The 26,411-nt window shown below is 40.8% G+C and carries 32 protein-coding genes and 2 pseudogenes; 8 read left to right on the top strand and 26 right to left on the bottom strand.

Going from position 1 to position 26,411, the window contains the following annotated elements; genetic code table 11:
- Window positions 1–16: 16 nt before the first annotated feature.
- The 18 genes and pseudogenes from BU200_RS01040 to BU200_RS00970 form a co-directional block, all read right to left on the bottom strand.
- Complete coding sequence (locus tag BU200_RS01040) at window positions 17–238, bottom strand: hypothetical protein (RefSeq protein ID WP_075098384.1); 222 nt, start codon at window positions 236–238, stop codon at window positions 17–19.
- A gap of 181 nt (window positions 239–419) precedes the next feature.
- Complete coding sequence (locus BU200_RS01035) at window positions 420–743, bottom strand: hypothetical protein (RefSeq protein WP_075098383.1); 324 nt, start codon at window positions 741–743, stop codon at window positions 420–422.
- Window positions 736–903, bottom strand: a complete 168-nt coding sequence (locus tag BU200_RS11210) for a hypothetical protein (protein WP_167740074.1) — start codon at window positions 901–903, stop codon at window positions 736–738. The genes BU200_RS01035 and BU200_RS11210 overlap by 8 nt, the downstream gene beginning before the upstream one ends.
- Before the next feature lie 44 nt (window positions 904–947).
- Window positions 948–1,697: a DNA-methyltransferase gene (locus BU200_RS01025; RefSeq protein WP_075098381.1), complete on the bottom strand. Its 750-nt coding sequence runs from the start codon at window positions 1,695–1,697 to the stop codon at window positions 948–950.
- 65 nt (window positions 1,698–1,762) lie between these two features.
- Entirely contained in the window at window positions 1,763–2,146 is a 384-nt protein-coding gene (locus BU200_RS01020; RefSeq protein ID WP_083609318.1) for a VRR-NUC domain-containing protein, read from the bottom strand.
- Window positions 2,067–2,942, bottom strand: coding sequence for a bifunctional DNA primase/polymerase (locus tag BU200_RS01015; RefSeq protein ID WP_075098379.1), 876 nt, complete (start codon window positions 2,940–2,942; stop codon window positions 2,067–2,069). The genes BU200_RS01020 and BU200_RS01015 overlap by 80 nt, the downstream gene beginning before the upstream one ends.
- A 293-nt stretch (window positions 2,943–3,235) precedes the next feature.
- Entirely contained in the window at window positions 3,236–4,786 is a 1,551-nt protein-coding gene (locus BU200_RS01010) for a phage resistance protein (RefSeq protein ID WP_075098378.1), read from the bottom strand.
- Between the two features lie 16 nt (window positions 4,787–4,802).
- Window positions 4,803–5,276 (bottom strand): DUF669 domain-containing protein, encoded by a 474-nt coding sequence (locus BU200_RS01005; RefSeq protein ID WP_075098377.1) that lies wholly within the window; start codon window positions 5,274–5,276, stop codon window positions 4,803–4,805.
- 3 nt (window positions 5,277–5,279) lie between these two features.
- A pseudogene (locus tag BU200_RS01000) lies at window positions 5,280–6,716 on the bottom strand (DEAD/DEAH box helicase); the annotation flags it as partial.
- A 14-nt stretch (window positions 6,717–6,730) separates the two neighbouring features.
- Complete coding sequence (locus tag BU200_RS00995; protein WP_075098375.1) at window positions 6,731–7,414, bottom strand: AAA family ATPase; 684 nt, start codon at window positions 7,412–7,414, stop codon at window positions 6,731–6,733.
- Window positions 7,411–7,743, bottom strand: a complete 333-nt coding sequence (locus tag BU200_RS00990; protein ID WP_075098374.1) for a hypothetical protein — start codon at window positions 7,741–7,743, stop codon at window positions 7,411–7,413. The genes BU200_RS00995 and BU200_RS00990 overlap by 4 nt, the downstream gene beginning before the upstream one ends.
- Complete coding sequence (locus BU200_RS00985) at window positions 7,740–7,919, bottom strand: hypothetical protein (protein WP_075098373.1); 180 nt, start codon at window positions 7,917–7,919, stop codon at window positions 7,740–7,742. The genes BU200_RS00990 and BU200_RS00985 overlap by 4 nt, the downstream gene beginning before the upstream one ends.
- Window positions 7,916–8,263 (bottom strand): hypothetical protein, encoded by a 348-nt coding sequence (locus BU200_RS00980; RefSeq protein WP_075098372.1) that lies wholly within the window; start codon window positions 8,261–8,263, stop codon window positions 7,916–7,918. Before BU200_RS00980 ends, BU200_RS00985 begins: the two co-directional genes overlap by 4 nt.
- On the bottom strand, window positions 8,256–8,396 hold the full coding sequence (locus tag BU200_RS11085; protein ID WP_158015081.1) for a hypothetical protein: 141 nt from the start codon (window positions 8,394–8,396) through the stop codon (window positions 8,256–8,258). The genes BU200_RS00980 and BU200_RS11085 overlap by 8 nt, the downstream gene beginning before the upstream one ends.
- Window positions 8,393–8,545 (bottom strand): hypothetical protein, encoded by a 153-nt coding sequence (locus BU200_RS11080; protein WP_158015079.1) that lies wholly within the window; start codon window positions 8,543–8,545, stop codon window positions 8,393–8,395. Before BU200_RS11080 ends, BU200_RS11085 begins: the two co-directional genes overlap by 4 nt.
- Window positions 8,520–8,693 carry a hypothetical protein gene (locus tag BU200_RS11075; protein WP_158015077.1) on the bottom strand — a complete coding sequence of 58 codons (174 nt, stop codon included), beginning with the start codon at window positions 8,691–8,693 and terminating at the stop codon, window positions 8,520–8,522. The genes BU200_RS11080 and BU200_RS11075 overlap by 26 nt, the downstream gene beginning before the upstream one ends.
- Window positions 8,690–8,959 carry a hypothetical protein gene (locus BU200_RS00975; RefSeq protein ID WP_075098371.1) on the bottom strand — a complete coding sequence of 90 codons (270 nt, stop codon included), beginning with the start codon at window positions 8,957–8,959 and terminating at the stop codon, window positions 8,690–8,692. Before BU200_RS00975 ends, BU200_RS11075 begins: the two co-directional genes overlap by 4 nt.
- A 166-nt stretch (window positions 8,960–9,125) precedes the next feature.
- On the bottom strand, window positions 9,126–9,362 hold the full coding sequence (locus BU200_RS00970) for a helix-turn-helix domain-containing protein (protein WP_075098423.1): 237 nt from the start codon (window positions 9,360–9,362) through the stop codon (window positions 9,126–9,128).
- Between the two features lie 62 nt (window positions 9,363–9,424).
- Between BU200_RS00970 and BU200_RS00965 the strand changes: the two genes are divergently transcribed.
- Complete coding sequence (locus tag BU200_RS00965; RefSeq protein ID WP_075098370.1) at window positions 9,425–9,958, top strand: hypothetical protein; 534 nt, start codon at window positions 9,425–9,427, stop codon at window positions 9,956–9,958.
- Here BU200_RS00965 and BU200_RS11205 read toward each other — a convergent pair.
- Both BU200_RS11205 and BU200_RS11620 read right to left on the bottom strand, forming a co-directional pair.
- On the bottom strand, window positions 9,955–10,098 hold the full coding sequence (locus tag BU200_RS11205) for a hypothetical protein (protein WP_169822871.1): 144 nt from the start codon (window positions 10,096–10,098) through the stop codon (window positions 9,955–9,957). The genes BU200_RS00965 and BU200_RS11205 overlap by 4 nt on opposite strands.
- A 135-nt stretch (window positions 10,099–10,233) precedes the next feature.
- Window positions 10,234–10,362 (bottom strand): hypothetical protein, encoded by a 129-nt coding sequence (locus BU200_RS11620; RefSeq protein WP_089503537.1) that lies wholly within the window; start codon window positions 10,360–10,362, stop codon window positions 10,234–10,236.
- 169 nt (window positions 10,363–10,531) lie between these two features.
- Here BU200_RS11620 and BU200_RS00960 point away from each other — a divergent pair, with 169 nt between their 5' ends.
- From BU200_RS00960 to BU200_RS00935, 5 genes are all read left to right on the top strand, one after another.
- Complete coding sequence (locus tag BU200_RS00960) at window positions 10,532–11,317, top strand: LexA family transcriptional regulator (protein ID WP_075098369.1); 786 nt, start codon at window positions 10,532–10,534, stop codon at window positions 11,315–11,317.
- A gap of 87 nt (window positions 11,318–11,404) precedes the next feature.
- The gene (locus BU200_RS00955; protein ID WP_075098368.1) at window positions 11,405–12,328 is read left to right on the top strand and encodes a ParA family protein; all 924 of its coding nucleotides are present in this window, start codon (window positions 11,405–11,407) and stop codon (window positions 12,326–12,328) included.
- Window positions 12,329–12,665: 337 nt separating this feature from the next.
- The gene (locus BU200_RS00945; RefSeq protein ID WP_075098366.1) at window positions 12,666–13,346 is read left to right on the top strand and encodes a hypothetical protein; all 681 of its coding nucleotides are present in this window, start codon (window positions 12,666–12,668) and stop codon (window positions 13,344–13,346) included.
- Window positions 13,347–13,521: 175 nt separating this feature from the next.
- Window positions 13,522–14,637: a tyrosine-type recombinase/integrase gene (locus BU200_RS00940; protein ID WP_075098365.1), complete on the top strand. Its 1,116-nt coding sequence runs from the start codon at window positions 13,522–13,524 to the stop codon at window positions 14,635–14,637.
- 90 nt (window positions 14,638–14,727) lie between these two features.
- A complete protein-coding gene (locus BU200_RS00935) occupies window positions 14,728–15,027 on the top strand; it encodes a YbaB/EbfC family nucleoid-associated protein (RefSeq protein ID WP_075098364.1) in 300 nt (99 codons plus the stop codon).
- A 227-nt stretch (window positions 15,028–15,254) separates the two neighbouring features.
- On the opposite strand, the gene trxA is transcribed toward BU200_RS00935, so the two are convergent.
- From trxA to treR, 6 genes and pseudogenes are all read right to left on the bottom strand, one after another.
- Window positions 15,255–15,569, bottom strand: coding sequence for a thioredoxin (gene trxA, locus BU200_RS00930; protein ID WP_075098363.1), 315 nt, complete (start codon window positions 15,567–15,569; stop codon window positions 15,255–15,257).
- A 65-nt stretch (window positions 15,570–15,634) separates the two neighbouring features.
- Window positions 15,635–16,280, bottom strand: a pseudogene (locus BU200_RS00925) (GNAT family N-acetyltransferase).
- Window positions 16,281–16,348: 68 nt separating this feature from the next.
- Complete coding sequence (locus BU200_RS00920; protein WP_075098362.1) at window positions 16,349–18,682, bottom strand: endonuclease MutS2; 2,334 nt, start codon at window positions 18,680–18,682, stop codon at window positions 16,349–16,351.
- Between the two features lie 891 nt (window positions 18,683–19,573).
- Complete coding sequence (locus BU200_RS00915) at window positions 19,574–20,119, bottom strand: CvpA family protein (RefSeq protein WP_075098361.1); 546 nt, start codon at window positions 20,117–20,119, stop codon at window positions 19,574–19,576.
- Window positions 20,116–20,427: a cell division protein ZapA gene (gene zapA, locus BU200_RS00910; RefSeq protein ID WP_075098360.1), complete on the bottom strand. Its 312-nt coding sequence runs from the start codon at window positions 20,425–20,427 to the stop codon at window positions 20,116–20,118. Before zapA ends, BU200_RS00915 begins: the two co-directional genes overlap by 4 nt.
- 74 nt (window positions 20,428–20,501) lie before the next feature.
- Entirely contained in the window at window positions 20,502–21,215 is a 714-nt protein-coding gene (gene treR / locus BU200_RS00905; protein ID WP_083609323.1) for a trehalose operon repressor, read from the bottom strand.
- Window positions 21,216–21,407: 192 nt separating this feature from the next.
- Here treR and treP point away from each other — a divergent pair, with 192 nt between their 5' ends.
- Window positions 21,408–23,396, top strand: a complete 1,989-nt coding sequence (gene treP / locus BU200_RS00900; RefSeq protein WP_075098358.1) for a PTS system trehalose-specific EIIBC component — start codon at window positions 21,408–21,410, stop codon at window positions 23,394–23,396.
- Window positions 23,397–24,204: 808 nt separating this feature from the next.
- Window positions 24,205–25,854 (top strand): alpha,alpha-phosphotrehalase, encoded by a 1,650-nt coding sequence (treC, locus tag BU200_RS00895; protein ID WP_075098357.1) that lies wholly within the window; start codon window positions 24,205–24,207, stop codon window positions 25,852–25,854.
- Window positions 25,855–26,411 lie beyond the last annotated feature (557 nt).

Raw genomic sequence — 26,411 nt, 5'->3', positions numbered from 1 at the left:
ATACCAAATAATAGACCTAACATTCTACCTCCTTAATCATATAAAACACATTATGTGCACCGTAATCGATATAGGTGACGCCGTCTTTTTTCCAAAATCTCCATGTCTCCGTATATGTGATACTTGATTTTTCTTCAATCAGTTTACTGATATGTTTATAGGCTTTTTCAAGCTCGCTAAATATGCCCTGTAATTCTGGCTCGTTATTGTTGATTTGGAAGTATAAGCTGTATTTCATCGCCCGCCTCATAAAATAAATCTTCGACCTTTTGTCGCACTTTCTCTGAAAGAAGCTCTTTCATATCTTCGACAGCCTGACGATATCCTTCTTCATATTTCGGATCATCATCAAGCAAACTACACTGCGTCAAAAAATCAGCAACCAGTCTTTACTTCTGCGCTACTTATTCCAAATTGCATCATTCAATCTCCTCCACTTCAAACATACTATTACCAAACACACCACTAAGACCTGCTTTTTCCAGTTGAGATTTCGTATGCTTGTATCGAATACCGCTATGGTTGTGTTCTCTATTATAGAAAGAGTAGACACCGTGCATTATATTGTACCCCAAGTCTGGGTGGCAAACATTTTTCATTTTTACAGTATACTTCTCCTGTCCTGGGGTACAATCTAACTGCTTCACCAGCTCCACAACGCTATCTTTTGATATGACCACTTTCTTGTCAATCAAATGTGACGGCAACTGATCAATCTTGTTTACAAGTTCTTGGTTATTCATCTTGATAAACCTTTCTAAATATTGTTTTTAGATTTCCGACAATTTCATTTCCCACTCCCTCATCGATTGAAAAATTATCTATATTCTCATCGATTTCTGAAATAGCAAACCGTATAGCATCACGATAGCCATTTTTATAATCATTACTTCTTTTTGACATCTGTTTCCTCCAAAAAATCATAGATTGTCATCTGCTCTATCTGTTTAAAACAAACTGGGCTGATAACTAGATAACATCTGTTCTTTTGCTTTCTTGTAAAAATCTTTCTTGATTTCAAAACCGTATGCGTGTCGATTCATTTCGATAGCCGCTCTCAATGTCGAACCAGAACCTGCTACGGGATCGATTACAACGTCTCCTTCGTCTGTGAAAATTTCAATCAGCCGTTTGAGGACCGGTATAGGCTTCTGGGTCGGGTGAATAACCGGGTAAGAGTTATCTTTCTCCCACGGTGCATGATTGAGTATCATAGCTCCGTTATTGTTAAATTTGGGTAACTTTTCACGATATAGCACTGTTGCCTCCTCGACAGCACCAACAATTTTCATATTAGCCTTTAACACTTGGGGACTGGATTTTTTTGTAAAATAGAGTGGGTACGCATTATTAAAACCATGCTTCTTTCCACACTTGATCACCTCGTCTCGCTGTTGCCAAGAATGGAAAACAATCATTGCAGGAGCTTGTCCTATTTCTTTCGGCTCTTTCTTTAGCAAGCGGCTACAAAAATCAAAGAAATTGTTAATCTTAAAATCATTATCTGTATCAAAGAATGATTTACCTGCCAGACTACTCTCTCCATTTTTGTTATCTCCATCTTTGTACCAACGAGGATCTGAAGCATAGGCATTTTTGTCAATGTTGTAAGGAATATCCGCAATAATTAGTTGCGCTCTCGGTATGTTATATCGTTTGGCATTCTCGAAGTGATCATTGATAAGTTCAAATTTCATTTATTTCCTCTTTATACTTTTCATCATGCCATAGACATTGATAGGGATTTTAATACTTTTAGTCATCATATTTCCTCAATTTCTATAATCTCTAATGCTTCGTCGACACTTCTAGCCACTCCTGCTAAAGCGCCAAATGAGCGCACTCGCTCAATAAATTTTGCTTGTTCAGGTCTAACTCGACCTGTCTTATTTTTAACTTCGATGAAAAATATCTGCCCATCTGATTTAAAACCAAATAAGTCCGAAAATCCTTTTGGTAGACCAGTATCGAAATACCGACCATCTGCTGTACGAACCTTTCCAACGTTTGCGCGGAAACAAATAATATTCCGCTTAGCCAGTTCTATACGAATCAAGTTCTGCACATCATGTTCCGATAGTAACGTAGCTGACTGTATTCCTTGCTGATTCAATAGTCCTTTCAAACTCCTCTCTAGTAAATACATCACGACCTTTTACAGTGCCAATAATGGTGACTAAATTCTCAATAGGATGTCCATTCTCAAAGGCCCAGCAGGCTGCTTTAAATAAATCATCGTTTCGATTCATACATGTCCCAGTTGTTACTCGTTCGTAAGCTTCGCGACCTTCGTGAGTACCTTTATTAAGTGATACTGGTAGCGATTCACTGAAATACTGCGTAATGATTTGTTGTTTTGGTTTAAATACGTGTTTTTCAAATTCTCCTTCGTAATGAGGTAAGCCATCAACTACCTGTAATACCTCCCTACCTTCTGACGGAAATATCTTCACATAATTATTATCATGCGCTTTAATGTCAATACCTTGCATAATTTTTGGTTTTTGAGAATACGGAATATCATCGCGTTTCTTAAAAAGTATGTGCATTCCACCGCTTGCGGTGACCTCAATAAAGGTTTTGCTGAAATTATCAAGCAACTCTTCTTTATATTCACTATTAAGCAATGAACTATACCCATCTAAGCCGTTATTGTATTGATCCGTCGTTGTGATGCGTAAAATATCCGCTCCACATGTCTGAATCAACCATTTGAGACCTTTTGCTGTCGTCTCGTCTAGCTCATGCGTATCAATATCAATCGCCCACACTCCCCGCATAAGAAGCGCATAATCACAATTTGACCAATTCACAGATTTGATAATCTCTTCTGTAATAGGTCTGTCTCTAAACTTTATGATTGGACTACCAGTTTTTCGACTCAACGGAACGACTTGATAGCCTTTTTTTAAGAAATTTAATGCTGTTTGATGATTGGACACGGATAAACCTCCTTTGCGTAACCTATTGCGTAACCGGCCTCAATCCCAATTGTACCAAGGCTTTAGATAACCAAATGTTAATCGGGTTACGCAATTACGCAATAGCCCCTACTCTACCCTTTACATACTATATATAAATAACTTAAACAATTATTGTCTTATTGATATTGGTAGTATTGCGTAACCTATCTTTTTTTAACTCTCCAAACCCTTGTAGCTCTAAGGCGCAAGGTGGTTACGCAATAGACCTATTATTGCGTAACCATTGCGTGTCCTATGCGTAACCTTAAAGCCTAAAGAATAAATTTAGTAAAACGTTCTTGATTTTCGATGCTATATCCTCTCACCGTTTGTCCGTTTATCTTCTTGGAGATTGCCTCTACACCAATTTCTGAAATAGCTCTACCTAACAATTTATTACTACCTCTATAAACTGCGTATGCTAGTTCGACTACTTCCTTGTTCCCAGTCCGTTGCACAAAATCAACCTCTTGCAAAGCGTTGATTAAAGCAATTTGGAAATCATCTAGGTCAATCTTGTTGAACACTTCCACATTCTTCCATAGATACATTTCACCCTGTTGCTTGAAATACTCCATAGAATTGAGTAGAAAACCTACACTTCCTATAATTTTCGGAGATTTATCTCGGTTCGTAAACGCCTGCCAGTATTTCGCAAATACCTCCTCGCGTTCAAAGTCCGTCTCATCCTCCGGTCTGTCTTGATACTGGATCAGAACCTTACGACCATTCATTTCATCAGATAGGGCAACTGTCCTATTCGTATCAATACATAATACACTTGACAAATGAACGAGCGATTGATTCTGTCCGATAGAACGTGCCACATGTGTACGTTCTGTCGCAATGATCTTCAATACCCGTTCCATTGCGATCCCTTGAATATCTCCTTGTTCTGTCGCAAGAGCCATTTCACCGCCTGAGAACATCGCCCAGGCTTGCAAGGCTTCAAAGCCGTTTGATTTTAACGTATCCAATTCGACATCAATTTTCTTGAACAAACCTGACAGCGCTATGTGTCGCAACCCTTTCCCCGTTCGCACCCCGGACTTTGAGATAAAGAAATTTGTTTTCGGTCTGATTCCACATGCCACTTGAGCCATATAATAGGCTTGGAGTTGAGCATTATGTAGCGATTGATTATCAGCGATAACATATTCCAAAAATTCCTGTGCGATTTTCTGTGAATTCTGTGCATCAGATAACTTCACAGGGTAATGCTTGAAATACGATACGTTCTGTTTAGGTGGTTCATTTAGTAATTTATTGCTTTCTAGGTCAATAATAAAATCTTGTCCAGCTATTTGATAGTGCTGAATATAATTGATTGGTTCCACATTCAGATGGTGATGAATCCCAGATAGGATTTCTAGAATATGGTTTGCATCTTTAAAGCCATATTTAGTTTGTAGCGCATATTCATCCAGTGATCGGAATTGTCGATTGCTGACATCGTATAAACATCCGTCGGCAATCGCGTACTTACCGATGAGATAGTCGATGACAAGTTTTGCAAACGGTGGGAAGTTGTTTTCAGCATAATAGGTAACTCTAGACGGACGATTGTCCGTTTCCTGAGTCATTTTAACTTCTCCATAAATAAAACGATAAGTTCTTCGACCGTCACTAGCGAAATATCCAATATCCTTCGGTTCAACATTCGTCGATTCAAAATAGTAATAAACCTGATCTTTATCGTCAACATAATGAACTTTGTATAACTGTTTCTTTAATTCCGCTTTTAACACCGATTCGCCAAATAGACTAGAACCCCAGTCTATTTGATAGAGCAATCGGCTAAGCGAATCGGATAGTTCTTTCATAGTGCTCCTTTAGCGATTAAAACGGCAGTTCATCTTCATTGATTGTTGTGGATGCTGTATCTGTTTTTTCTTTCCAAACATGGTGACAAGAAGGAATATCTGTCGGGTTTGTATAGCGAACTTTCGGATATTTCTCGCCGTTATATTCCTCTAGCTTCACACGAACTTTAGCTGTACGACCTTTAAAATCATTAAGAAACGCTTCAAAACTATCATAGTGTTTCCCTTCAGGAATCCCTAGAACCTTTGCTTTCCCCATTAAGATACCTGTATGATACTTGCCTGTTTGAGACGATTTGTACTGCTCATCCCATAAGTGCGAATTCTGTTTTTCTTGCTGCACATCGTTTCGAACCACGTAGTCAATCACGACACGCATTTTTCCGTTCTTGTTCTCAGCCTCATACGCATCGAAAACAATCATTTCGTAATCTTGTTCCTTAAAATCTGAAAACTCTTTTACTTCTGAAAAATCTGTTGTAAATCCCATTGTTTAATACCTCGTTATTATTTTATTTTTTTGTTTTTTTACCCATCGTCTAGCGTTTTGGTATTCTCTGATAGAAACACCAGTCATGCGAATAATATCATCATCTGATACACGCAGTTTAGTATTGCCGACATAGTAAAATAGCAGTTTGTATAATGGCTTACCGCCATTTAATTTGGCTCTTGCTTTCGCAATCTGCCAGTTTTGTGACAAATCAGAACCATACTTCCGTCCAGCTGTCCGCATTAGTTGAAATTCTTGCCGTTTAATTTCAACTAGTTCGGCTTCAATGCGTTCTTTCTCAGCTTGTTCCCGCTCACCAAAATCATACCCACATAAATCGCAGACAGATTGATTCAATGGCCACATCGCTGAACATTCCGGACACTCTTTGGCTTGGATGGTATTTTCTGATTTTTTTCTTTTCTTCCATCCACCCTTAAAATAAGTTTCCCAGTCATGCGGAGTGTAGGGGAGTCCGTGTATTTTCCAATTGACGACACAATCAATAATCGTTGCGATTTTCCCAGGCTGATAACGCATAGATCGCATAGATTGCTGGAGATACAAGACAAGCGACTTAGTCGGCCTGCATAGAATCGTCACCGAACAATCCGGTACATCAAAACCTTCACTGATTAAGTCGACATTACAGAGAACTTTAATCTCGCCATCTCTAAAAGCTTGCATGAGCTTCTCTCGTTCGATTTTTGGGGTTTTAGAGTCCACATGGACTGATTCTATACCTGCTTCGTTGAACTCCTTAGAGAAGCTCCTAGACGCTTCTATTGAGTGTGCATATAAGATAGCCTGTTGCCCATCTGATCGCTTACGATATTCACGTACAACATTGCCGTAAATCGCTTTACCAAATGCCTCGTCAATCGAGCGGTTTGTATACTCCCCGTTTCTGGTTTTAAGTTTCGATGTATCAATAGCTAACAGACTGAAATACCGACAATCCGCTAAACGGTGATGATCAATCAACCATTGAACGGTTTTTCCTTCAACCATAACATCATACGTATCCGTGAAGCCCGCTCCTGACATTCTCCAAGGTGTGGCTGTGAAGCCAACTCTTGGAACATCGCTATAGTAGTCATAGATAGCCTGGTAGGTACTAGCTTTTCCGTGATGCCCTTCGTCAGTGATTATGAGGGTTGGCTTCTGCAATACCGATAAGCGGTTCCTTGCTTTTCCAATGGTTAATAGGTCTACACACTTAAGGTTCACTCCGTGAACGACCAAACTATTGGTTATCTGCTCAATCAATTCCTTCCGATGAACTAGAAATAACACTCTGCCACCTTTATCTGTAGCACGTTTAATAATTTCTGAAATCACTACGGACTTACCACTCCCGGGAGGACTGACAATCATCACATTCTTGTCAATTATATGAGTACGTGCCCGTTCAATCAAATCCAACTGATAGTCAAATAATTCGTAAGCCGTTAGTCATCACTCCTTTCAAAGCTGAACAACTCCTCTATAGAACAAGCCGTACGGCCATCTAAACGGTTCTTCGCATATGTTCCTTCTGAACCTTCTAAGACAACCCCGCGATTGCTCGTCTTACTGTTGATGATGATACGACCGACAACATCTGTTAAACCAAGTAATTGGTTTAGTACGTTTGACCGAATCTGTGGTACATATTGCGTAATTAACTGTCCCGAGTCCAGCGACAACTCCCTCGTATCCTCCCAAGCTGTCACAAATATATTAACCGACTTAGAATAAATAGCCGTCAATACCCGCAAGAAATAATTTGTCCATTGGTTGTAATGTTGTAGCTCGTTCGAGATACCATTTTTTGATGTCCTTCCAGCTTCCACAAACCAGTCGGATTGGAAGCTAGTGAGGTTATCAATGACAAGGTTGTCGTACTCCTCAAGCACTCCGTCTACTTCTGTCAAAAATGTATTCATAAATTCAGTAGGATGGTTTCTGTCAAATACGATAATATCGATATTTTCTGTACCGCCAAGCACCTTACTGGAATGGTCCATATCAAGAAGTAATATCCTACCTTTCAAAGTCTTGATCACACTTGTTTTACCAAGCCCTGGTTTTCCGTACAGCAACACACGCCAATTCTTAGTCCGTTCAATGTCGGTTGCTTTTGTAATTTTCATGTCCACTCCTCCCCGCTCAAGGTAGCGCAGTCCCAAGTACGAATAATATCAGCGACTGCTTCTTCTGTATCATAAGACTGTTGAATTTGTTTGCGCTTCTCATCAAATACCTGTTTTAAAGGAAGCTCTGCAAATGTAGGTTGATATTCTTTCAAAACAGAGGCGATTGCTTCACGAACTTTAACCGTTAACTCTTCAAGAAAATTTTTCTCTGAAATCAGAATCTTTGCATTAGGAGCAGGTACAAATCCAGTAGCTTGTGTATCAAATCTATCGTAAGAGTGCATTTCTACGATGAGTCGTTTATTTTCTGTTACATAAAACTTCATAAATCCTCCATAAAATGGTCTTCTAAGAATTTGACGTATTCTGTGATATAAGATAGTCGATAACCCATTTCAAAACTCATGATACATTGCAAATAATGGTCACGTAACTGAATCCACTCTTTGATGCCAATTGCCACATCGCTGTTCATCATCTCAATCAATTCATCTTGTGTCATAACTTTGCAATCTCCTGTAATAGTGAGCGGATTTCTTTACAGTTCAAACGGATTTGATTACTATCAGTTTCCCGCCGATTCGCACTACGCAGTTGCTCAACAAGTTCTAGTAAAACTTCCTTCGTGTAAGCGAGGAACTCTTTCTTTTCTTCGCTTATCTTGTAGTAATAATCATAATCAAGCGAACCGTCCTCTCGACGAGCACATATTTTGTACTGGTTTACATCCCTACTAACATTTGAACGCACAAACCCAATGTCAAAGTTTAAAGCCTCCGCCACTTCTTCATACGTCGCATTAGGATGTTCACGATAATAAACACGTATTTGTTCTGCTTTACTCATACTTCTCCTCCAATCGTTTAATAATTTTTCTCCGTTGTTCTTCTGTCAGCCAGCTTGCCAGAAACGCTATGTCGCCTTCTACCCAATAAAAACCTCTTGAGTTTGTTAGGGTATCTACTACTGTTATTTTCATGCGACTAGCTCCCTCTCCCTATTCCGAATCAGCAAGACCTCATATTGTGACATGCTTTCCAGCTCCTCTCGCTGCGCTTTTGAGACGAACAGCCCCTGTAGCTTCACATAGCGTTCAATCTCATCAATAATGTTCATTTTTCCGATCATTATCTGAACTCCCTCCCCCAAATCTTAACTTTAATTCTTCTTTGTAAATTTCTTCCCTAAACTCATCAGAGTTCATTTGTTTGGTTAGCTTAAATCCATATAGGATAGCAGTATAAGCCACAACAGCCATTGCATAAAATCCGATCATTTCTTTAATCTCCTTAATTTCTTTCTATTTGTGTCCAATTCATTTTTCCACTCCAAACTCCCTCTATAATCTAAATAGTGCTTGAAGACCTTAGTGTCCACTAGCCTTCCGTGATCAGACAGGAGCGCATTCCAGCGCGGAATATCTTTCATTTCACGTCTACACGTCCCTGCGTGCTCCTTTGTAATACTGAAGGTTTTAGCAGCGGTTTCGTCGCTTAATAGAAGTGGCGTAATAATAACTTCTTTTACTAGCGTTACTTCCATAGCTTTTTATCCTTTCTTGTGATATAATCTAAATAGTTATTTTTGGTAAGTCCTTGATTTTGTCAAGGGCTTTTTTACGTTTATCAGCCCTCATATTTGTTCCAGCTTTCGATTGATTTCTAGTTCAAGCTGAGCGAGATTGTCAGATAATACTAGTTCATTCATGTTACTCCTTTTTATATAGATGTTGCGTTTCGGGAACGTTCTTTGTAAAAAAAATAGATACATCTGTTACATTTAATACAGAAGCAATAGCTGCTAGGTCATCTACCCCAACATTAGTTATGCCACTTTCTTTTTTTGCATACCATGTTCGTTTTTTACCTAATCTTTCAGCTACTTCTTCTTGCGTCATATTAGCAGCTATTCGTTCCGCTTTTAACCTATTAACATTAAACGTCATCTTCTGCACCCTCTCACCTCCCTTCTGTGGTATAATGAAAATAAAATGATTGGAGAGGTATCATGCCCAATATAACCAACGATAATGTCCAAATTTGGACGTTGTATGTAACCGTTGCTATTTCACTCATAGGTTTTCTATTCAATGTCATTTCTTTATGGCAAACTAAGAAAGCTACTGAGGATATGGCCAAGCCCTATGTTAATCTCTATGTGGAAGGGATAGCCGTTAAAAGCCTCAATAAAGTTTATGTCATAAAAAACTTTGGACAAACGCCAGCCTATATCACCTCTATCAAAGTAATCTCAGGAAGACTTGACGAGTTTAATGATAGACGACTTTTTCAATCTCTTATCGGAAATATGATTGCACCAGGTCAAAAATTAACATCTAGCATACATCCTTATCACAAAGAATCAGCGACTGTAGAAATTAAATATAAAGATACGCACGGCAAAAAATACAGTGATATATTCACATTAAACCCTTCTATGCTAAAGGATTTTGCTTATACTGTTAATGAAAGCAATAAACAGAATGAGATACCTGCAACTATTCGACAATCAACCATGGCATTATTACGCGACTTACTCTAATAAAACACATAAGCTTCATTGATTGATATGTCTATTTCAAGTTCTTCTACGTTTGTCGTATTGATAATAATCTTATTTTTTATATCAATAGCCTCATCCGCATTTTTAGAGAAGATAGTATACTTGATTTTCGCTCCCATCACTTCTTCCTCCGTTTCACAATCTGCCGTGCTACAAATGACGCTAGCAACAATACAGCTAAAATTTTCATATTGATTTCCCGGGCAAATGGTGGTACACTAAAGATAAGAGGTTGGGGCTGTTGCCCCTTGCTCTTACTTTTTCTTGGATTTATGTTCCAAGATTTGTTTGTGCCAGAGTCTAGCTTCTCTGACTAAGCCTAGTATGATAATCGGAAGTACCAGTTCCTTATCTGCTAGGCTTTTTATGATGTGTTCCACCATTTGCCTTGCTCCTTTCGTTTGACTAGGTCGTTTCCTTGACCTTGGCTATATTATAGCATCATTGTTCCCGAATGTCAACATTTAAATCAAAAATTTTATAAAAAAGTTTCACTTTGGGAACAAAATAGTATATAATGTAATTAGAAAAACAAAAGAAAGGAGTTCCCACATGAGAGAAAATTCCGAAATAGTAGATATTGTTATCTCTTTGTACAAACAAAAAGGTTGGAGTTTAAGTGAATTCGCACGGAAACTGGGAATGCCCAAGTCTTCTCTTTCTCGATATTTAAATAAGAATAGGCAATTTCCAGTAAATAAAACGGAAATTTTTGCAGATAAATTGAATACAACTGTAGAATATATTCTAGGACTAGAATTAGAAAATCAATCTATCCCCTCCTCAGACGCAAAAAATGACACCATACAAGCGATAAACGATACGGCGATACAATTACACCCCAAGCGCCAAGAAAACGTCCTAGAGTACGCCACAGAGCAACTGGAGGAGCAGAAAAAAACAACTAGGGAAATCCAAGAAGAACCAGCTGAATACAATTCGGATAAAATCATTGCGTTTCCTCCAAAATACGACTACGATTTTTACGATAGTGCCATATCTGCTGGGACAGGACAATATCTTGGTGATGTTCAAAAAGAGACTATATCACTTCCGATAGATGTGGATGTCGATTTTGTCATTCCTGTTTACGGTCGTTCTATGGAGCCAGAATACTACACAGGCGATTATGTCTTTGTAAAACTATCTGTTGACTTAAAAGACGGCGATATTGGCGTATTTGACTACTACGGAGACGCTTATATAAAACAACTGGTTATAGACGAGGACGGGGCGTACTTGCACAGTTTCAACCCCGAATACCCAGACATGCCAATTGACGCAGATACTGACTTCCGAATTATCGGCGAGGTTGTATCTGTTTATAGAGAAAATTAAAAACCATAGCTGATGAGGCTATGGTTAAAGAGGAATTTTATAATTTAGTTAAATAATTTTGAAATAAAAATACTAAAGGGGGCCACAATGACAAAAAACGGGAAAGTGATTAGCATAATCAATATGAAGGGCGGAGTGGGTAAAACTACTTTAACAATTGGACTTGCTACATTTTTTGCAGAAGTGCAAAAGAAAAAAGTTTTAGTAATTGACGGAGATCCACAATCTAATGCTACTCAATCTTTAATGAATTATTATGGTAGCAATAAGAAACAGCTCCAAAAATTTCACTCTGAGATAAAAAAGCGATGGAAAGAAGATATGAGTGATGGTGAAGAAACGCCTTTTGATAGATATTTTTACGAGGAGTATATATTAAAAGGAGCTAAAAATATTCTCAATCTTTTCCCGACACCTACGGCTAGAGCTAGTAGTCCAGAGCCTATAAACAGCGATACGATAACACAGTTAAGCGAGAATCTTTCCATAATAGCAGGAAATCTAGATTTAGTATATGTCCAAGGCAATAATAATAAAAAAATTCGAACATTCTTACGAGAACAAAATTCCCGAGAAAGTTTTGATTACATATTTATTGATTGTCCTCCAACTTTAACTACTTATACTGATGCTTGCTTAATCGCATCTGACTATTACTTGGTTCCCAATCATCTTGAGTATTATTCTATCTTAGGAATCAACTCCTTAATGGAAGTGATTGACAAATTAATCCGAGACGAAGAATTGAACTTGAAATGTTTAGGTGTGGTATATAGCAGAATACCTAAAACATTACCTATAAAGACCCAAAAAATAAAAGATGCCTTCGAAGAAAAAAATCGAGAAAAACGCAATATATCCATATTTGAATCACAGATGTTTAGGAATAGTAACCTAGAGAATGGTGCCAAAGGAAATATAGCTATCGAATATCTCGAGTCTAAAGATTCTATTGGAGCTATAGCCATTGAGTTAGAGGGAAAAATTAACAAGGAGCTTACTAATGACTAGCATTTTACACTATATAAATATTTTGAATAGGAGCGACTTAAAAAAATATAGCTTAATTGGTCTAAATTCTGAACTACTATTATCGAAAGATTTGTTCAAACACAACAGTGAAATATCTATGTATTTGTCTCAAGTATTTAGTATAGAATTTCTTCCATATGTAATGCGTTCACGCACAATGATTGTCGCACGCCTTACCAGAGAGATCTACAAATATGACGAAAAACAAATCAATCTCGTCAGGAAGAAAATGTTAAAATATCTAAAATCTATCAATGTAGAAAAAAAACAAAATAAACTAGAAGGCGGTAGCAATCTTCTGTCGTGGTATTAATTTATGAAACCTTTGGAATCACTAAAAATAGACATCAACAAAGCCCTGAAAGCATTTGAAAATCTTTGTAAAGATGAACTTATAGAAGAAAAAAGCAGTTTGATTAGAATTACAAAAAAATTTATTTTTCTGAAAACAATATATAATTCCCCTCATATAGATAGTAATAAGTATTATTATTGCTTACTTGAAGATACTCTATTTTCTCTGCAAGAGATAGAAAAAAATAATCCTAGATATTTCTACTTAAACCTCCGTTCGATACTAGAAAACGCACTAAGAATGCTCAACTCCCCAAACCCAAATACAAGGTCATTCAATGCCAATAAAGAAAAGTTAGAAAATATATACAAAGCCACTCATACTCCTACAAAATATAAATCAATTTTAAATGGAATATACAATAAACAGTATTCAAAAGCATGCTCTTACGTCCATGGAAATCTAGAAAGAATCTCCTTTAGAAATGAAATTGATTTTATATACTCTAAATTTGAAACAAGCTACGATCCCGTTTCTTACTTGGAAATGCTATCAGATTTAGAAGATGTACTTCACGGAATAATTTGGATAATGTTGCCAATTTATTATGAGATTATCGATTCTGCGTTCAAAGATAAGAATTACATTGTTTTCTTAATAAATAAGAAATATAAACAAGACCTAGTACAATTCAATAAATAAAAAAATCGTTCGATGCCTTGTAAGCGCGAACGATTCAGAGCTAACGATTGACTGGCAGTCATCGTATGGATTAGCTATACTAATTATATGATATTTTTATAGATAATGCAAGCAAAAAACTCCCCACACTCTCCGCCGGCAAGCTTGAGTGTGAGGAGAAAAAGGAGGTGATAGCATGTATGTTGAAGAACTACCGAGCGGAAAATTGAGGCTAGTTGAACGCTACAAAGATCCATACACAAATAAAAGCAAGCGTGCAACGGTCCCTCTCACCTCTCGCACTCCTCAAGCTATCAATAAAGCCTCTCGATTACTCAACGAGAAAATAGCGGACTTGCTTATCGAAAAAGGCATAGGAGACATCACGTTTGGCAAACTCGTAGAAGAGTGGAAGGAATCTCACTCAAAGACCGTTAAAACCAGAACAATGAAAGTCTATGAGCACCCTATTGATAAAATCCGGAACTTTATTTCAGAAGAGGTCCTTGTAAAAAATATCGACGTCAAGCTGCTTCAACGGTTTATGGATGATCTACGATCAAAATACGCAGACAACACAGTCAATCTAATCAAGCAACCTTTGAATCTTATGTTGCGGTATGCAGTCACAATGGGCTACATAACTGAAAATCCGTTAACAAAAGTCATCAGCCCTAAACGCACTAAGAGGACCAATCAAATCGAATATAGTTTTTTAGGCAGTGAGCAGATTAAGAAAATTATAGAAGAGATACGGTCACATCCGGACAGCTCGCACGTTGCAAACTTTGCCGAGGTTCTTTTCTTGACCGGGATGCGCCCAGGAGAGCTTCTAGCGCTACCGTGGTCAAAAGTGGACTTTGAGAAAAAGCTAATCTATATCGAATACACGCTGGATTACTCGACGAATGGACACGCAAACGCAGAACCAACTAGCACAAAAAATGACGGTTCAGAACGAGTCATTAGCGCCCCAGAACGCGTCTTAGAAATCTTTACGGAAGAGCGTAGCTACCAAAAAATACATAAGCTGGAGCGAGACTTCGTTTTTGTCAGCCGACGTGGGAACTATCTCTCTATAAATACGATTGATAGGCGAATGAAAAACGCTTCAGATAAATTGTTCGGCGTCAAGCTGACAGCTCACAAATACAGACACGCGCATATCACACTACTTGCTGAACTAAACGTACCACTAAAAGCAGTTATGCAACGGGTGGGGCACGTAGATAGTGAGACCACTATTAAGATTTATACCCACGTTACCGAGAAAATGGGCAATGATTTATTAAATAAACTGAATCAAGTTTAATAATTTTTGCCCCAAACTTGCCCCAAAACAATAAATTATAAGATACAAAAACCCATAGAAACGTTGATAAATAAAGGAGAACTACACACTATGATGAACATGCAACAAATGATGAAGCAAGCCCAGAAATTGCAAAAGCAAATGGAGAAAGGTCAGGCGGAATTGGCGGCAACCGAGTTTGTGGGAAGCTCTGTCCAAGACTTGGTTTCTGTCCGCTTTACAGGCGATAAGAAACTTATAGCAATCGATTTTAAACCGGAAGTGGTTGATGCAGATGATGTGGAAACCTTGCAAGAGATGACCATTCAAGCGGTCAATCAGGCACTGACAAAAATTGATCAAGCCACCCAAAAAACATTGGGAGCCTTTGCAGGAAAACTACCGTTTTAATACTAATTGGCTAAAGCTGAAACAGTTATGTCCCAAAGAGGGGCGCACTTGACACGAGTTCCACTCGTTCTATCTTGTTTTAAGGGAACAGGCTAAAAACCTCCACTGGAGCTTTTTACCCAGCAAGGCGAGTTAACAACGTCAGATTTTGATGTTTGACGAGTATAATACGCAAAGAAAGCAATCTATACCAAAAGAGGTCGGGATCATCCCAACCTCTTTTCTTTTTATGCAAGTTCAGCGACAATGGCCTTGAGCTGCTCTTTGCTATGGACACCAGCAACTTGTTTGACAACTTCTCCATCTTTCTTAAATAGGAGGGTTGGGATGGACATGATTCCAAATTCGCGAGCTGTATTTGGATTTTCATCAACATCCATTTTCAAAATCTTCAATTCATCTTCATGAATTTCTTCTGCTAGTTGCTCCAAGATAGGTGCCTGCATGCGGCATGGACCACACCAAGTTGCCCAAAAATCAATCAAGACAAGACCTTCTTTGGTTTCTTCGACAAAGTTTGCATCAGTAACTGCTTGAACCATATTCGTTCTCCTTTTTTCTTTGTACTGTTATTCTACACCAAAAGAAAGCTTTTTCAAAATATTTGCTACGCCGGCAAAATATCCACTATATATGTCAATTCTTGATAGTCTAATGTCAAACAGGTCTAAATCTGCCTGAGCAGCAACGATATAAATCCCCTCTCGGAGATAGTAGGGTAGGGCTTGCCCAGCCCTATCTGTCAAAGATAAGCGCCCCTCGTCCAACTCCACACCAAACCGAACCTTAGGTGTATCCTTGGGTTGACCGATAACGAGGTAATCGACACAGACGAGCTTACCACCCCATTTTTGATAAAGATGATTGGCGACATCACCCTCACGCGTAAAAATAGCTAATTTTTCTACCTGATGTTCCTGCAATTCACCCAAGGCTTTCGCATAGAGAGCCTGAGCAATGCCTTGCCCTTGATAATCTGGATGAACTGCCAGATTGGTGAAATAGGCTACCTTATTGGCTGGGGCGTATCTATAAGACTGACTACACTCTTGATTGTAAATATCAATGTCCAACAAGCCCACAACCTGTCCAGCTATTTCTGCCACCCACTCTATGCGGTGAGCATAAATGTCTGTATTTAAGGGAGGCTTTACCGTCTCCCTGTCATCAAAAAAGGGAGAAAAGAGATAGCTAAGTGCCTTGGTATAGACCCAGCCTTTTTCATCACCAGTCTGGTACTTTCTAATGAGCATTGCCTACTCCTTTCCTTTATGCCGAAAAACCAATCGTGTTATTAAGTATCACTCATTTTCAAACAAAGCTATTTAAAGGTCACAATGGTTGCCCCACTTCCTCCCGCATTCTGCGGTGCATAGCCAAATTCTTTGACATGCTTGTTTCGACGGAGATACTTGGTGACCCCTTCGCGGATAACACCTGTTCCAATACCATGAATGATGTCCACTTGAGACATATTATTGAGCAAGGCTTGGTCGATAAATTCATCCAATTCCTGCATGGCTGCCTCATAGCGTTTTCCACGCAAATCAAGGCGAGCTTTGGGGCCTTTTCCAGAAGCACGTTTGACAAGGTGAACTTGTTTTGGTTTTGGCTTCTCTTCTTTTTCAGTCTTAATTAAGGTAAATTCATCTGCCTTGAGTGTCATCTTAATCAAGCCGACCTGTGCCTCCCAGCGACCGTCTTTTAGCTGCTTAACTAGAGTACCACGCTGGCCATAACTGATCACCAAAATATCATCACCCACGCGCGCCGCTTTTTCTTTCTTAGCCTTTTTCAAAACCTTATTTTTAGAAAGATCGACAACTTCTGGCGCTAACTTTTTCAACTGACTCTTCGCCTCGATAATCTGATGCGGTTTTAGACTGGCCTGACTATGAAGATTTTTTAAAATATCATCACTTTCTGCCAGTGCTAGGGTGACAATCTCTTGGGCTTCTAAGCGTGCCTTGTTTAGCTCTGCTTCTTTCTCCCGTGAAAATTCATGATAGAGTTTCTTCAAGACCCGGTTCATCTTGAGATTTTCCTGCTCTACCTCACGGATCGTATCAAGACGCTTCCTACTTTCCACCGTCTGTGCTTCTAGCTTTTCAATGATGTGATTGACATCGCTGTCCGTCTTCGTCATCCTTTCGGCATCACTAATGATAGCTGTCGATAAGCCGAGACGCTTGGCAATATCAAAGGCATTGGAGCGACCCGGAACCCCCTGCATGAATTTGTAGGTTGGTCGCAGGCTCTGACTATCAAACTCCATGCTGGCATTTTCTACACCGACCGTCTCAATGCCGTAGGCTTTTAATTCAGGATAATGGGTCGTCGCCATCGTCTTTATCCCCCGCAAGCGCAAGTCTTCTAAGATAGCCATGGCAAGAGAGGCACCTTCCTGCGGGTCAGTCCCAGCCCCCAATTCGTCAAATAAGATGAGAGAATCTTGGTCAGCAGTCGCCAAAATACCCACCGTGTGGGTCATGTGACTGGAAAAGGTCGATAGACTTTGCTCAATCGACTGTTCGTCCCCAATATCTGCAAACATCTCACGAAAGAGAGCAACTCGGCTCCCCTTATCCGCTAGAATGGGCAAACCTGATTGAGCCATGATGTGAGTTAGCCCAAGTGTCTTTAACATAATGGTCTTACCACCCGTATTGGGACCAGTAATCACGATAGCGGTTAGGTCTTCCCTGAAATACAAATCATTGGGCACAGGATGTGCCAAGAGCGGATGGCGGACATTTAAGAGGGCAATATCCTTGGTCGAGGACAAACTAGGAATGGTAGCCTGATAAGTGCGGGCAAATAGGTGCTTGGCACGGATAAGATCAAGGTGACCGATCACCCAAGCGTTATTGCGCACAACCCGGCTATGCGGTCGCAACATGGTCGATAATTCCTGCAAGATACGGCTAATTTCATGCCGTTCCTCCGCCTTAGCATGGGTCATTTCTTCATTGAGAGAGACGACCGCACGTGGCTCAATATAGACTGTTGACCCAGACGCTGAAATATCATGAACCACACCCGAGATCCGGTTACGGTAGGTATTTTTGACAGGAAGGACATTGCGACCATTCCGACTAGCCAGAACCGTATCCGTCAAGATATCACTCTTGGTCTTGAGTAGCTCCTGCAAGACCTGTCTGATTTGCTCCTCCGATTCGCGAATCTTTCTACGAATTTGCGCCAACTTTTCACTAGCAAAATCTTCTACAAAGCCCGCATTATTGATAGCCTGCAAGCTCCCTTGAATATGGGGGAAAAGTTCAATTTTTTCAAACAAAGACGGCAGGCGAACCAAGTCTACATTTTCCAACTGCTGGTAAAAATCTACCAAATCCTTTGACACTTCTAAGACCTTTTTGACCGCCAAAAGTTCAGGAATATTGAGATTTGCTTCCAAGTCCAGACGTTTGGTAGCAGGCGCAATATCAACCGTAGCCCCTAAGCTAAAGTGGGGACGCTCCACAAAGAGCTGGCCCATATCTACCACTTCATCAAAGGCTTGCTGAATCCGCGCCTCATCTGTCATGGGCATAAGCTCCTGCAATTCAAGAGCCCCCTGTTCTGTCAAAATAAAGGGTTCCAATAAGGCCTTGACCTTCTGAAACTCCAACGTTTCCATTATTTTTTGATTCATCTTTCTTTCTCCAACAAGATACAAAGCCCGTTAAAAACTCACAGCGCACTTCTTCAGGTAATAACAGTCACTTCCCTGACTGTTATTACTGTACCTGTAAAGCAGGCATAGCCTGCAACAGTTACGGTAAACTAGGAAATCTGACGCAGAGCTTTTAGACGAGAGTTTGCTCTGCAAACTTCTATTTCCCGCCTCCAAAGGTATCCCATACCTTTGGAGCTAGGAAGATTTATACCTAAAGGTAGCCACAGCTATAACTAGCTAAACCTAGACAGCTGCGTCTCTTTTTCGCACAGAGTTTAGGACGTGTAGATACAGAGGACGCGAAGAGTAAAGTAAAAATAGGAGATTGACGTGGTGTTCCATGAACACGAGGAAATCTATCTTTTTTACACAGCTCTTAATCCGAGTTCAATTATACAAGATACGAGAGCGTGTGACACGAGTTGCACTCGTTTTATTTCCAACCTCCCACAGTCTATTCCTAGACTGTTTGACACGAGTTGCACTCGTTTTATTTCCAACCTTCAACAGTCTATTCCTAGACTGTTGAAGCGAGCAAAGCATACCCCATTTATGTATTAACAGTCACTTTCCTAACTGTTAATACCGTATCTGTACAACGAGCAAGCTCGTAACAGCTACGGCAAAATAGGAGTTTTGACGAGTAAAAAGCTCCTGCGGGATTTTCAACTTATTTCCTAAAAATAGCCAATTAGACTAGCTCCCTAAAGTAACACATACTGGTTTCTAGCTAGTGCAGCTCCTCTCCACCAAGTCTCGTATCCTCTTTCGTCCCTATCTTCCTATGACCTGTATCAGTCTTACCTGTAAAAACAGAGGGACTGGGCAACATGTGCTCAACCCCTTTTCAACGAAATAAGTCTCCTATTATCCAATCACAGCAATCCACAAGTTTTTAAACAGGCTGCTCGTAATGGGCGTATATTGGATAATCGCATTCGCCAGCCAACTCTTATGGAGCGTCTCTTGCACTGATGCAAGCGGAATGGTTGCTGCAATGGTCAGAACAATCTGCAAGGAGAGAAGCGCTACGATAACCGCTAAGCTCCCGCTGACAACATTGGTTACTGTCGTATCTGGATCAGCAAAACGTACCAAGTGCATCAAGAGCCCTAGCAGTCTCATCACCGCATAGACAAGTATATAAACGACCAAAAAGGCTAGGCCCGCATAGAAAATCTTATCTAAGCTGAACAAGTATTGGCTATCAAAATAGTAGGTACTAGCTCCCTGACTTGCTGTGGCAAACGGTACCCACAAGTAGAGTAGCTGGACGAGTTTTTTAAACTGACCTGCCGCAATGATAAGAGCAAAGATACTGGCAAAGGTGTAATAGCTTTGTAGCACAATCCCCCTACTATAACCAATATAAAAACTCCATAATAAGATTATCAGTAAAAGCAATGTTATCATGACGGATCCTCAAGTTCATCTAAATCTAAAAGGGTTAGATTTTTCTTGAGAACTTTTTCTTTCATACTCGCCAGTTCAGCCTCTACTTTCTCATGCTCCATCTCCCGTTTCAATTGGACAGATAAGGCATTGATCGCAAGCAACAAGGCCAGCGTCTCAGGATCTGCTGTCGGCATCTTTTCTTTGATTGCCTGGTATTTTTCCTGCGCAATCCGCTCAATTTCTTCCATAAAAAGATTGTCATGCTCTGTTGTGAGCGTCAACTGCTTGTCTCCGAATGTAAATTTGTATCGATTTAAATTTGCCATAAAATTACCTCACCTACTATTATATCCTAAAATCAGCCGTTTGGCTAATCGGCATGCTATGCTCTTGACGGAAATCACAGCATTTTCTTTCGTCGCGCAAAATCAACAAAGCGAAACTTATCAATCTTATGTTTGCTTTCTGTGTATTGGAACTGTTGGGTATTGCCTAAAAAGACACGTGAGCGAATTTGAACCAAGTAATCATCCTTAGTCTGCATCAAGTCTCTTTCCTGCCGATTGGTCGGCTCAACCGTGATTTCCTTTTGGGCATAAGCAATATCCAGACCCAGATCCCCTTCTAAATAGGCATAGATGGAAACTTGAGCAATCTCCTTGGGCAAATGTGGAACCAGATCATGCGACAGATAATCCGTATCAAGGACCGAAATCTTACCGTCAATCGACCTTATACGGACAAGTTTCCAAACCTGACTGTAAGGTTCAAAACCCGTCAACTGGGATAAAGTGCTCGTAACGGTCAGAAGCTCCAAGCTCACCACCTCCGTATGACTGTCCACATGAAGCGATTGGGTCAATTCTTGATAGGAGGTAAGTCCCGACACCGGAAAATCAAGCAACTCCTGCCTTAAAACCAATGATCCCTTTCCCTGTACCTTTTGGATCAATCCGCGCTCTGTCAGCATGGCCAATGCTTTACGGATCGTATCACGACTGACCTGATACTGACGCTGCAGCTCTTTTTCCGTCGGCAAGACATGCTCTGCTGGATAGATATTTCCTTCAATTTTTTCTTTTATATTATTGAAAATTTCCTGATATTTTTTCATCATTCTTTCCATTGGTCTGCTTTTTATCATACAACTGCTCCTATTATAACAAAATCTAAATTTTTTTGAAAAAAAAGCTTGCAATCCATCTTGAAATCGGATACAATATTTTTGTCTTTTAAATTTGTCCGTACAAATTTTACGAAAAAGAAAGGAGACATAGTTCAGCTATCGTCTAAGGAAAACAGATCAATGGGAAAATTTGAACAAGAGGCTAAGACCCTCCTTGAAGCAATCGGTGGTAAGGAAAACGTTACAGCCGTTACACACTGCGCAACGCGGATGCGTTTCGTCTTGGGAGATCCCCAAAAAGCAGATGTCAAAACAATCGAAACCATTCCTGCTGTCAAAGGAACCTTCACCAACGCAGGTCAGTTCCAAGTCATTATCGGAAATGATGTCCCTATCTTCTACAATGACTTCACCGCGATTTCAGGTATTGAAGGAGTCTCAAAAGAAGCCGCAAAATCTGCAGCAAAGAGCAACCAAAACATGATCCAGCGCGTGATGACCATGCTTGCTGAAATCTTCACACCGATTATTCCAGCCTTGGTCGTTGGGGGCTTGATCCTCGGTTTCCGTAACGTCCTTGGAGAGATGCAGATGGAATGGCTCGGTCGAAAAATCATTGACGGCGTTAAGCAGGTCAATGAGCAAGGAGAACCCGTCTACAATACTATCGCCGATATTTCTCAATTCTGGAATGGAATATACAACTTCCTATGGCTACCAGGTGAAGCGATTTTCCACTTCTTGCCTGTCGGAATCACTTGGTCTGTCACCCGTAAAATGGGCACTACTCAAATCCTTGGTATCGTTCTTGGTATCTGTCTGGTGTCACCACAATTGCTCAATGCCTACGCTGTGCCAACCACATCAGCAGCAGAAATTGCAGAAAAATGGACTTGGAACTTCGGCTTTGCATCCATTACCCGTATAGGCTACCAAGCGCAAGTCATCCCAGCCCTCCTTGCGGGACTGTCACTCGCCCATCTTGAAAGATTCTGGCGCAAGGTCACTCCAGAAGTGATTTCCATGATCGCCGTTCCTTTTCTCTCGCTTGTCCCAGCCCTCATCCTTGCCCACACAGTGCTTGGTCCTATCGGTTGGACGATTGGTAAAGGACTATCGACAGTCGTACTTGCTGGTCTAACCGGTTCATTCAAATGGCTCTTCGGTCTTGTATTCGGTGCCCTCTATGCACCATTTGTGATCACGGGTCTCCACCACATGACCAACGCGATTGACACTCAACTCGTGGCTGATACTGCCACTCACACAACCGGTCTATGGCCAATGATTGCACTGTCAAATATCGCTCAAGGTTCTGCTGTATTTGCCTACTTCTTCATGAAACGTCACAACGAACGCGAAGCACAAGTGGCTCTTCCCGCTACTATCTCTGCCTATCTTGGTGTCACAGAGCCAGCCCTCTTTGGGGTCAACGTCAAATATATCTATCCATTTGTCGCAGGAATGATTGGTTCTTCTCTTGCAGGTCTGGTCTGTGTCATGTTAAACATCCAAGCCAACGCCGTTGGGGTCGGAGGACTTCCAGCCCTTCTTTCTATCAATTCTAAATACTTGGGTGCCTTTGTATTGACCATGGTGATTGCCATTGTCGTACCCTTTATCTTGACCTTGGTCTTTGCCAAAACAGGTCTATTCGTGAAAAAAGAAGAAGCTACTGAAGAAGTTATAGCCTCAACTGAAGAAAGCGAAACAAAGGCTCCTGCTGATATTATCAGCCCCTTGACTGGTCAGGCAAAAGAACTCGCAACTGCCACTGATCCCGTCTTTGCTTCTGGTCTAATGGGTCAGGGTGTCCTGATCGAACCAAGTGAGGGTGAATTGACCGCACCGATTGACGGCGTCGTTTCTGTCCTCTTTCCAACCAAGCACGCGGTTGGTATCACCGCTACAAACGGAGTTGAAATGCTGATACATATCGGCATGGATACTGTTTCCCTTGAAGGAAAGGGCTTTGAAGCACATATCCAACAAGGTGATCGGATCAAGGCTGGGGACAAGTTAATCAGCTTTGATATTGAGACAATCAAAGAAGCTGGACTGGTGGTAGAGACACCTGTCATCATCACCAACTACTCTGAGTTTCCAACGGAAATTATCGGAGACCTCCCACGCCAAGTGGAACGCGGACAAACAATTTTTAAAGCATAATACCCTAAATGAACAATTGAAGCTGAGCTCTCTCCTCCCCCATTCTTAACTTGGCTGGAAGAACTCGGCTTCTGCTATTATCGTCTTTCGGTTTTACTTTTAGATAGCCCAATTTAGTTTTCGTCAAAAGTTGCAGGTAGTTGTCTAGCTGATAACTATTTCAAGTTCAATGATACAAGACGAGTTATCAAAGTAGATAAAAGATAAACTAAATGACTATATTGCAATTGAAGCTGGCTAAGCCTGTAACTTTAGCCCGTGTTCAGTTACATAAGATACAAAGGGCGTTAAAAAAGCGACCGAAAAATAGGAGACTGACATAGTGTTCTACGAACACAAGGAAGGCTATCTTTTTTCCGAGCTTTTAGCCCGTGTTCAGTTAAGATGTGAAGCCGTTAAAAAACCGACTGAAAATTAGAAAACATGACGAAGAAGCGTAGTTTCTAGGAATGTTTATCTATTTTCCGAGGTTTTAGGCTAAACTCAATTCCCTAAGATACAAAGGGCGTTAAAAAAGCGACCGAAAAATAGGAGACTGATGCAGAACTTTTAGATGAGAGTTTGCTCTGCAAACCTCTATTTCCCACCTCCAAAGGTACCCATACCTTTGGAGCAAGGAAGGCTATACCTAAAGGTAGCCACAGCCGTAGCTAGCTAAAACTAGAATATCTGCGTCCCCCTAAAGAGAGCCGAACCTGTAAGCAACTAAAGCTGCAACAGTTGCGTCTCTTTTTTCCGAGCTTTAGCCCGTGTTCAATTAAAAAATAAACGAAACGAGCTATACCTTTCAATAGAATAGGAGAACAATATGACTATTGATAAACGCAAGGTCGTCTATCAGATCTACCCAAAATCATACAAGGATACGACTGGAAATGGTGTCGGAGACTTGCAAGGGATTATTCAGAAGCTACCTTATTTGAAAGAATTAGGGATCGATATGATCTGGCTTAATCCTTTCTATCCTAGTCCACAGCGCGACAACGGCTACGACATTTCAGACTACACAGCGGTCAATCCTGCTTTTGGAACAATGGCGGACTTTGAAAAGATGATTGCGGCTGGAAAAGAATTGGGCATTGAGTTTATGCTTGACATGGTGCTCAACCACTGCTCAACCGATCATGAATGGTTCCAAAAAGCCCTTGCCGGTGACAGCTACTATCAAGATTTCTTTATCCTACGCGATGAACCGACCGACTGGATCTCAAAATTCGGTGGTAGCGCCTGGGCACCTTTTGGCGAGACTGGTAAGTACTACCTCCACCTCTTTGATAAGTCCCAGGCAGACCTCAACTGGCGCAACCCGCATGTTCGAGAGGAACTGTTCAAGGTCGTCAATTTCTGGAAAGACAAGGGAGTCAAAGGTTTTCGCTTTGATGTGATCAACCTTATCGGAAAAGATGAAGTCCTAGAAAATTGTCCAATCAATGACGGAAAACCTGCCTATACCGATCGCCCCATCACGCATGAATACCTCAAGATGATGAACCAGGCGACCTTCGGAACTGAAGACGGCTTTATGACGGTTGGGGAAATGTCGGCTACGACCATTGAAAACTGTATCCTGTATACCGCACCTGACCGTGAGGAATTGAGCATGGCCTTTAACTTCCATCACCTCAAAGTCGACTATCAGGATGGGCAAAAATGGACCATTACAGACTTTGATTTCCCAGAATTAAAACGCCTTTTCCATACATGGGGAGAGGGCATGAGCAAGGGTGATGGTTGGAACGCACTCTTTTACAACAACCATGACCAACCCCGTGCCCTTAACCGATTTGTTGATGTCAAACATTTCAGGAGCGAAGGCGCAACCATGCTGGCAGCCTCTATCCACCTCTCGCGCGGAACACCTTACATTTACATGGGCGAAGAAATCGGTATGCTTGACCCCGACTACGATTCAATGGCAGATTATGTTGATGTGGAAAGTCTCAATGCTTATCAAATCATGCTGGAGCAAGGCAAAACACCGGAGCAAGCCTTTGCCATTATCCAAGCCAAATCGCGTGATAACTCCCGCACGCCAATGCAGTGGGATGCAAGCGAACACGCTGGCTTTACGACTGGTACTCCTTGGCTCAAGGCAGGAAAATCCTACCCAGAAATCAACGTTGAAACTGAAAAGACAGGACCAATCTTCACCTTCTATCAAGAACTCATTCGCCTACGCAAGACCCTGCCAATCATTGCTGAAGGCGACTACACCGCTGCCTATCAGGATAGCGACAGCGTCTACGCCTTTGAACGCAGCCTCGGAGACCAAAAACTTCTCGTCCTCAACAACTTCTTTGGCAAAGAAGTTGAACTTGAAATCCCCGCCCACTACGCAGACGGTAAAATCCTCATCAGCAACTACGCAGACACCACCATCAGCAAAACAATCACCCTCAAACCCTATCAAACACTCGCCGTTTTAACACAAGATACGAGGACGTTAAGCAACTCCTAGACAAAATAGAAAATCGAAGCAGATTGTCTTGCAACCAATGAGATTTATCTTTTTGTCAGTGAGTTGTAGTCCGAGTTCAATTACATAAGATACGAGGACATTTGACACGAGTTGCACTCGTTCTATCTCCAACCTTCAACAGTCTATTCCTAGACTGTTGAAGCAACTCCTAGACAAAATAGGCGGCCGAACAGAAGCGGATAGCTTCATTGTGAGACCCCCACAAAGGCAACTAGATTGGCGTATAAGCGCCAATCAGATGCCTACTGTGATGTCATCTGGATTTACTCAACTTTTTGACTACGCTTTGTCAGTGAGTTGTAGTCCAAGTTCAATTACATCAAGATGTGAAGCCGTTAAAAACCGAATGAAAATTAGGAAACATGACGAAGAAGCGTAGCTTCTAGGAATGTTTATCCCTAAAGGGAGCCGCACCTATAAGCAACTAAAGTTGCAACAGTTGCGTCTCTTTTTTCCGAACTTTTTTCAATTTTTAGGAGTATGCTAAAAGAAAATGCTTGTGGATGAGGTAATGTTTCACAAAGAAAAGCCTAACT

It is taken from the genome of Streptococcus acidominimus (assembly GCF_001921825.1).
GTDB lineage: Bacteria > Bacillota > Bacilli > Lactobacillales > Streptococcaceae > Streptococcus > Streptococcus acidominimus.
The sequence above is the reverse complement of the archived record's forward strand: the minus strand, read 5'-3'. Positions and strand labels throughout refer to the sequence as shown.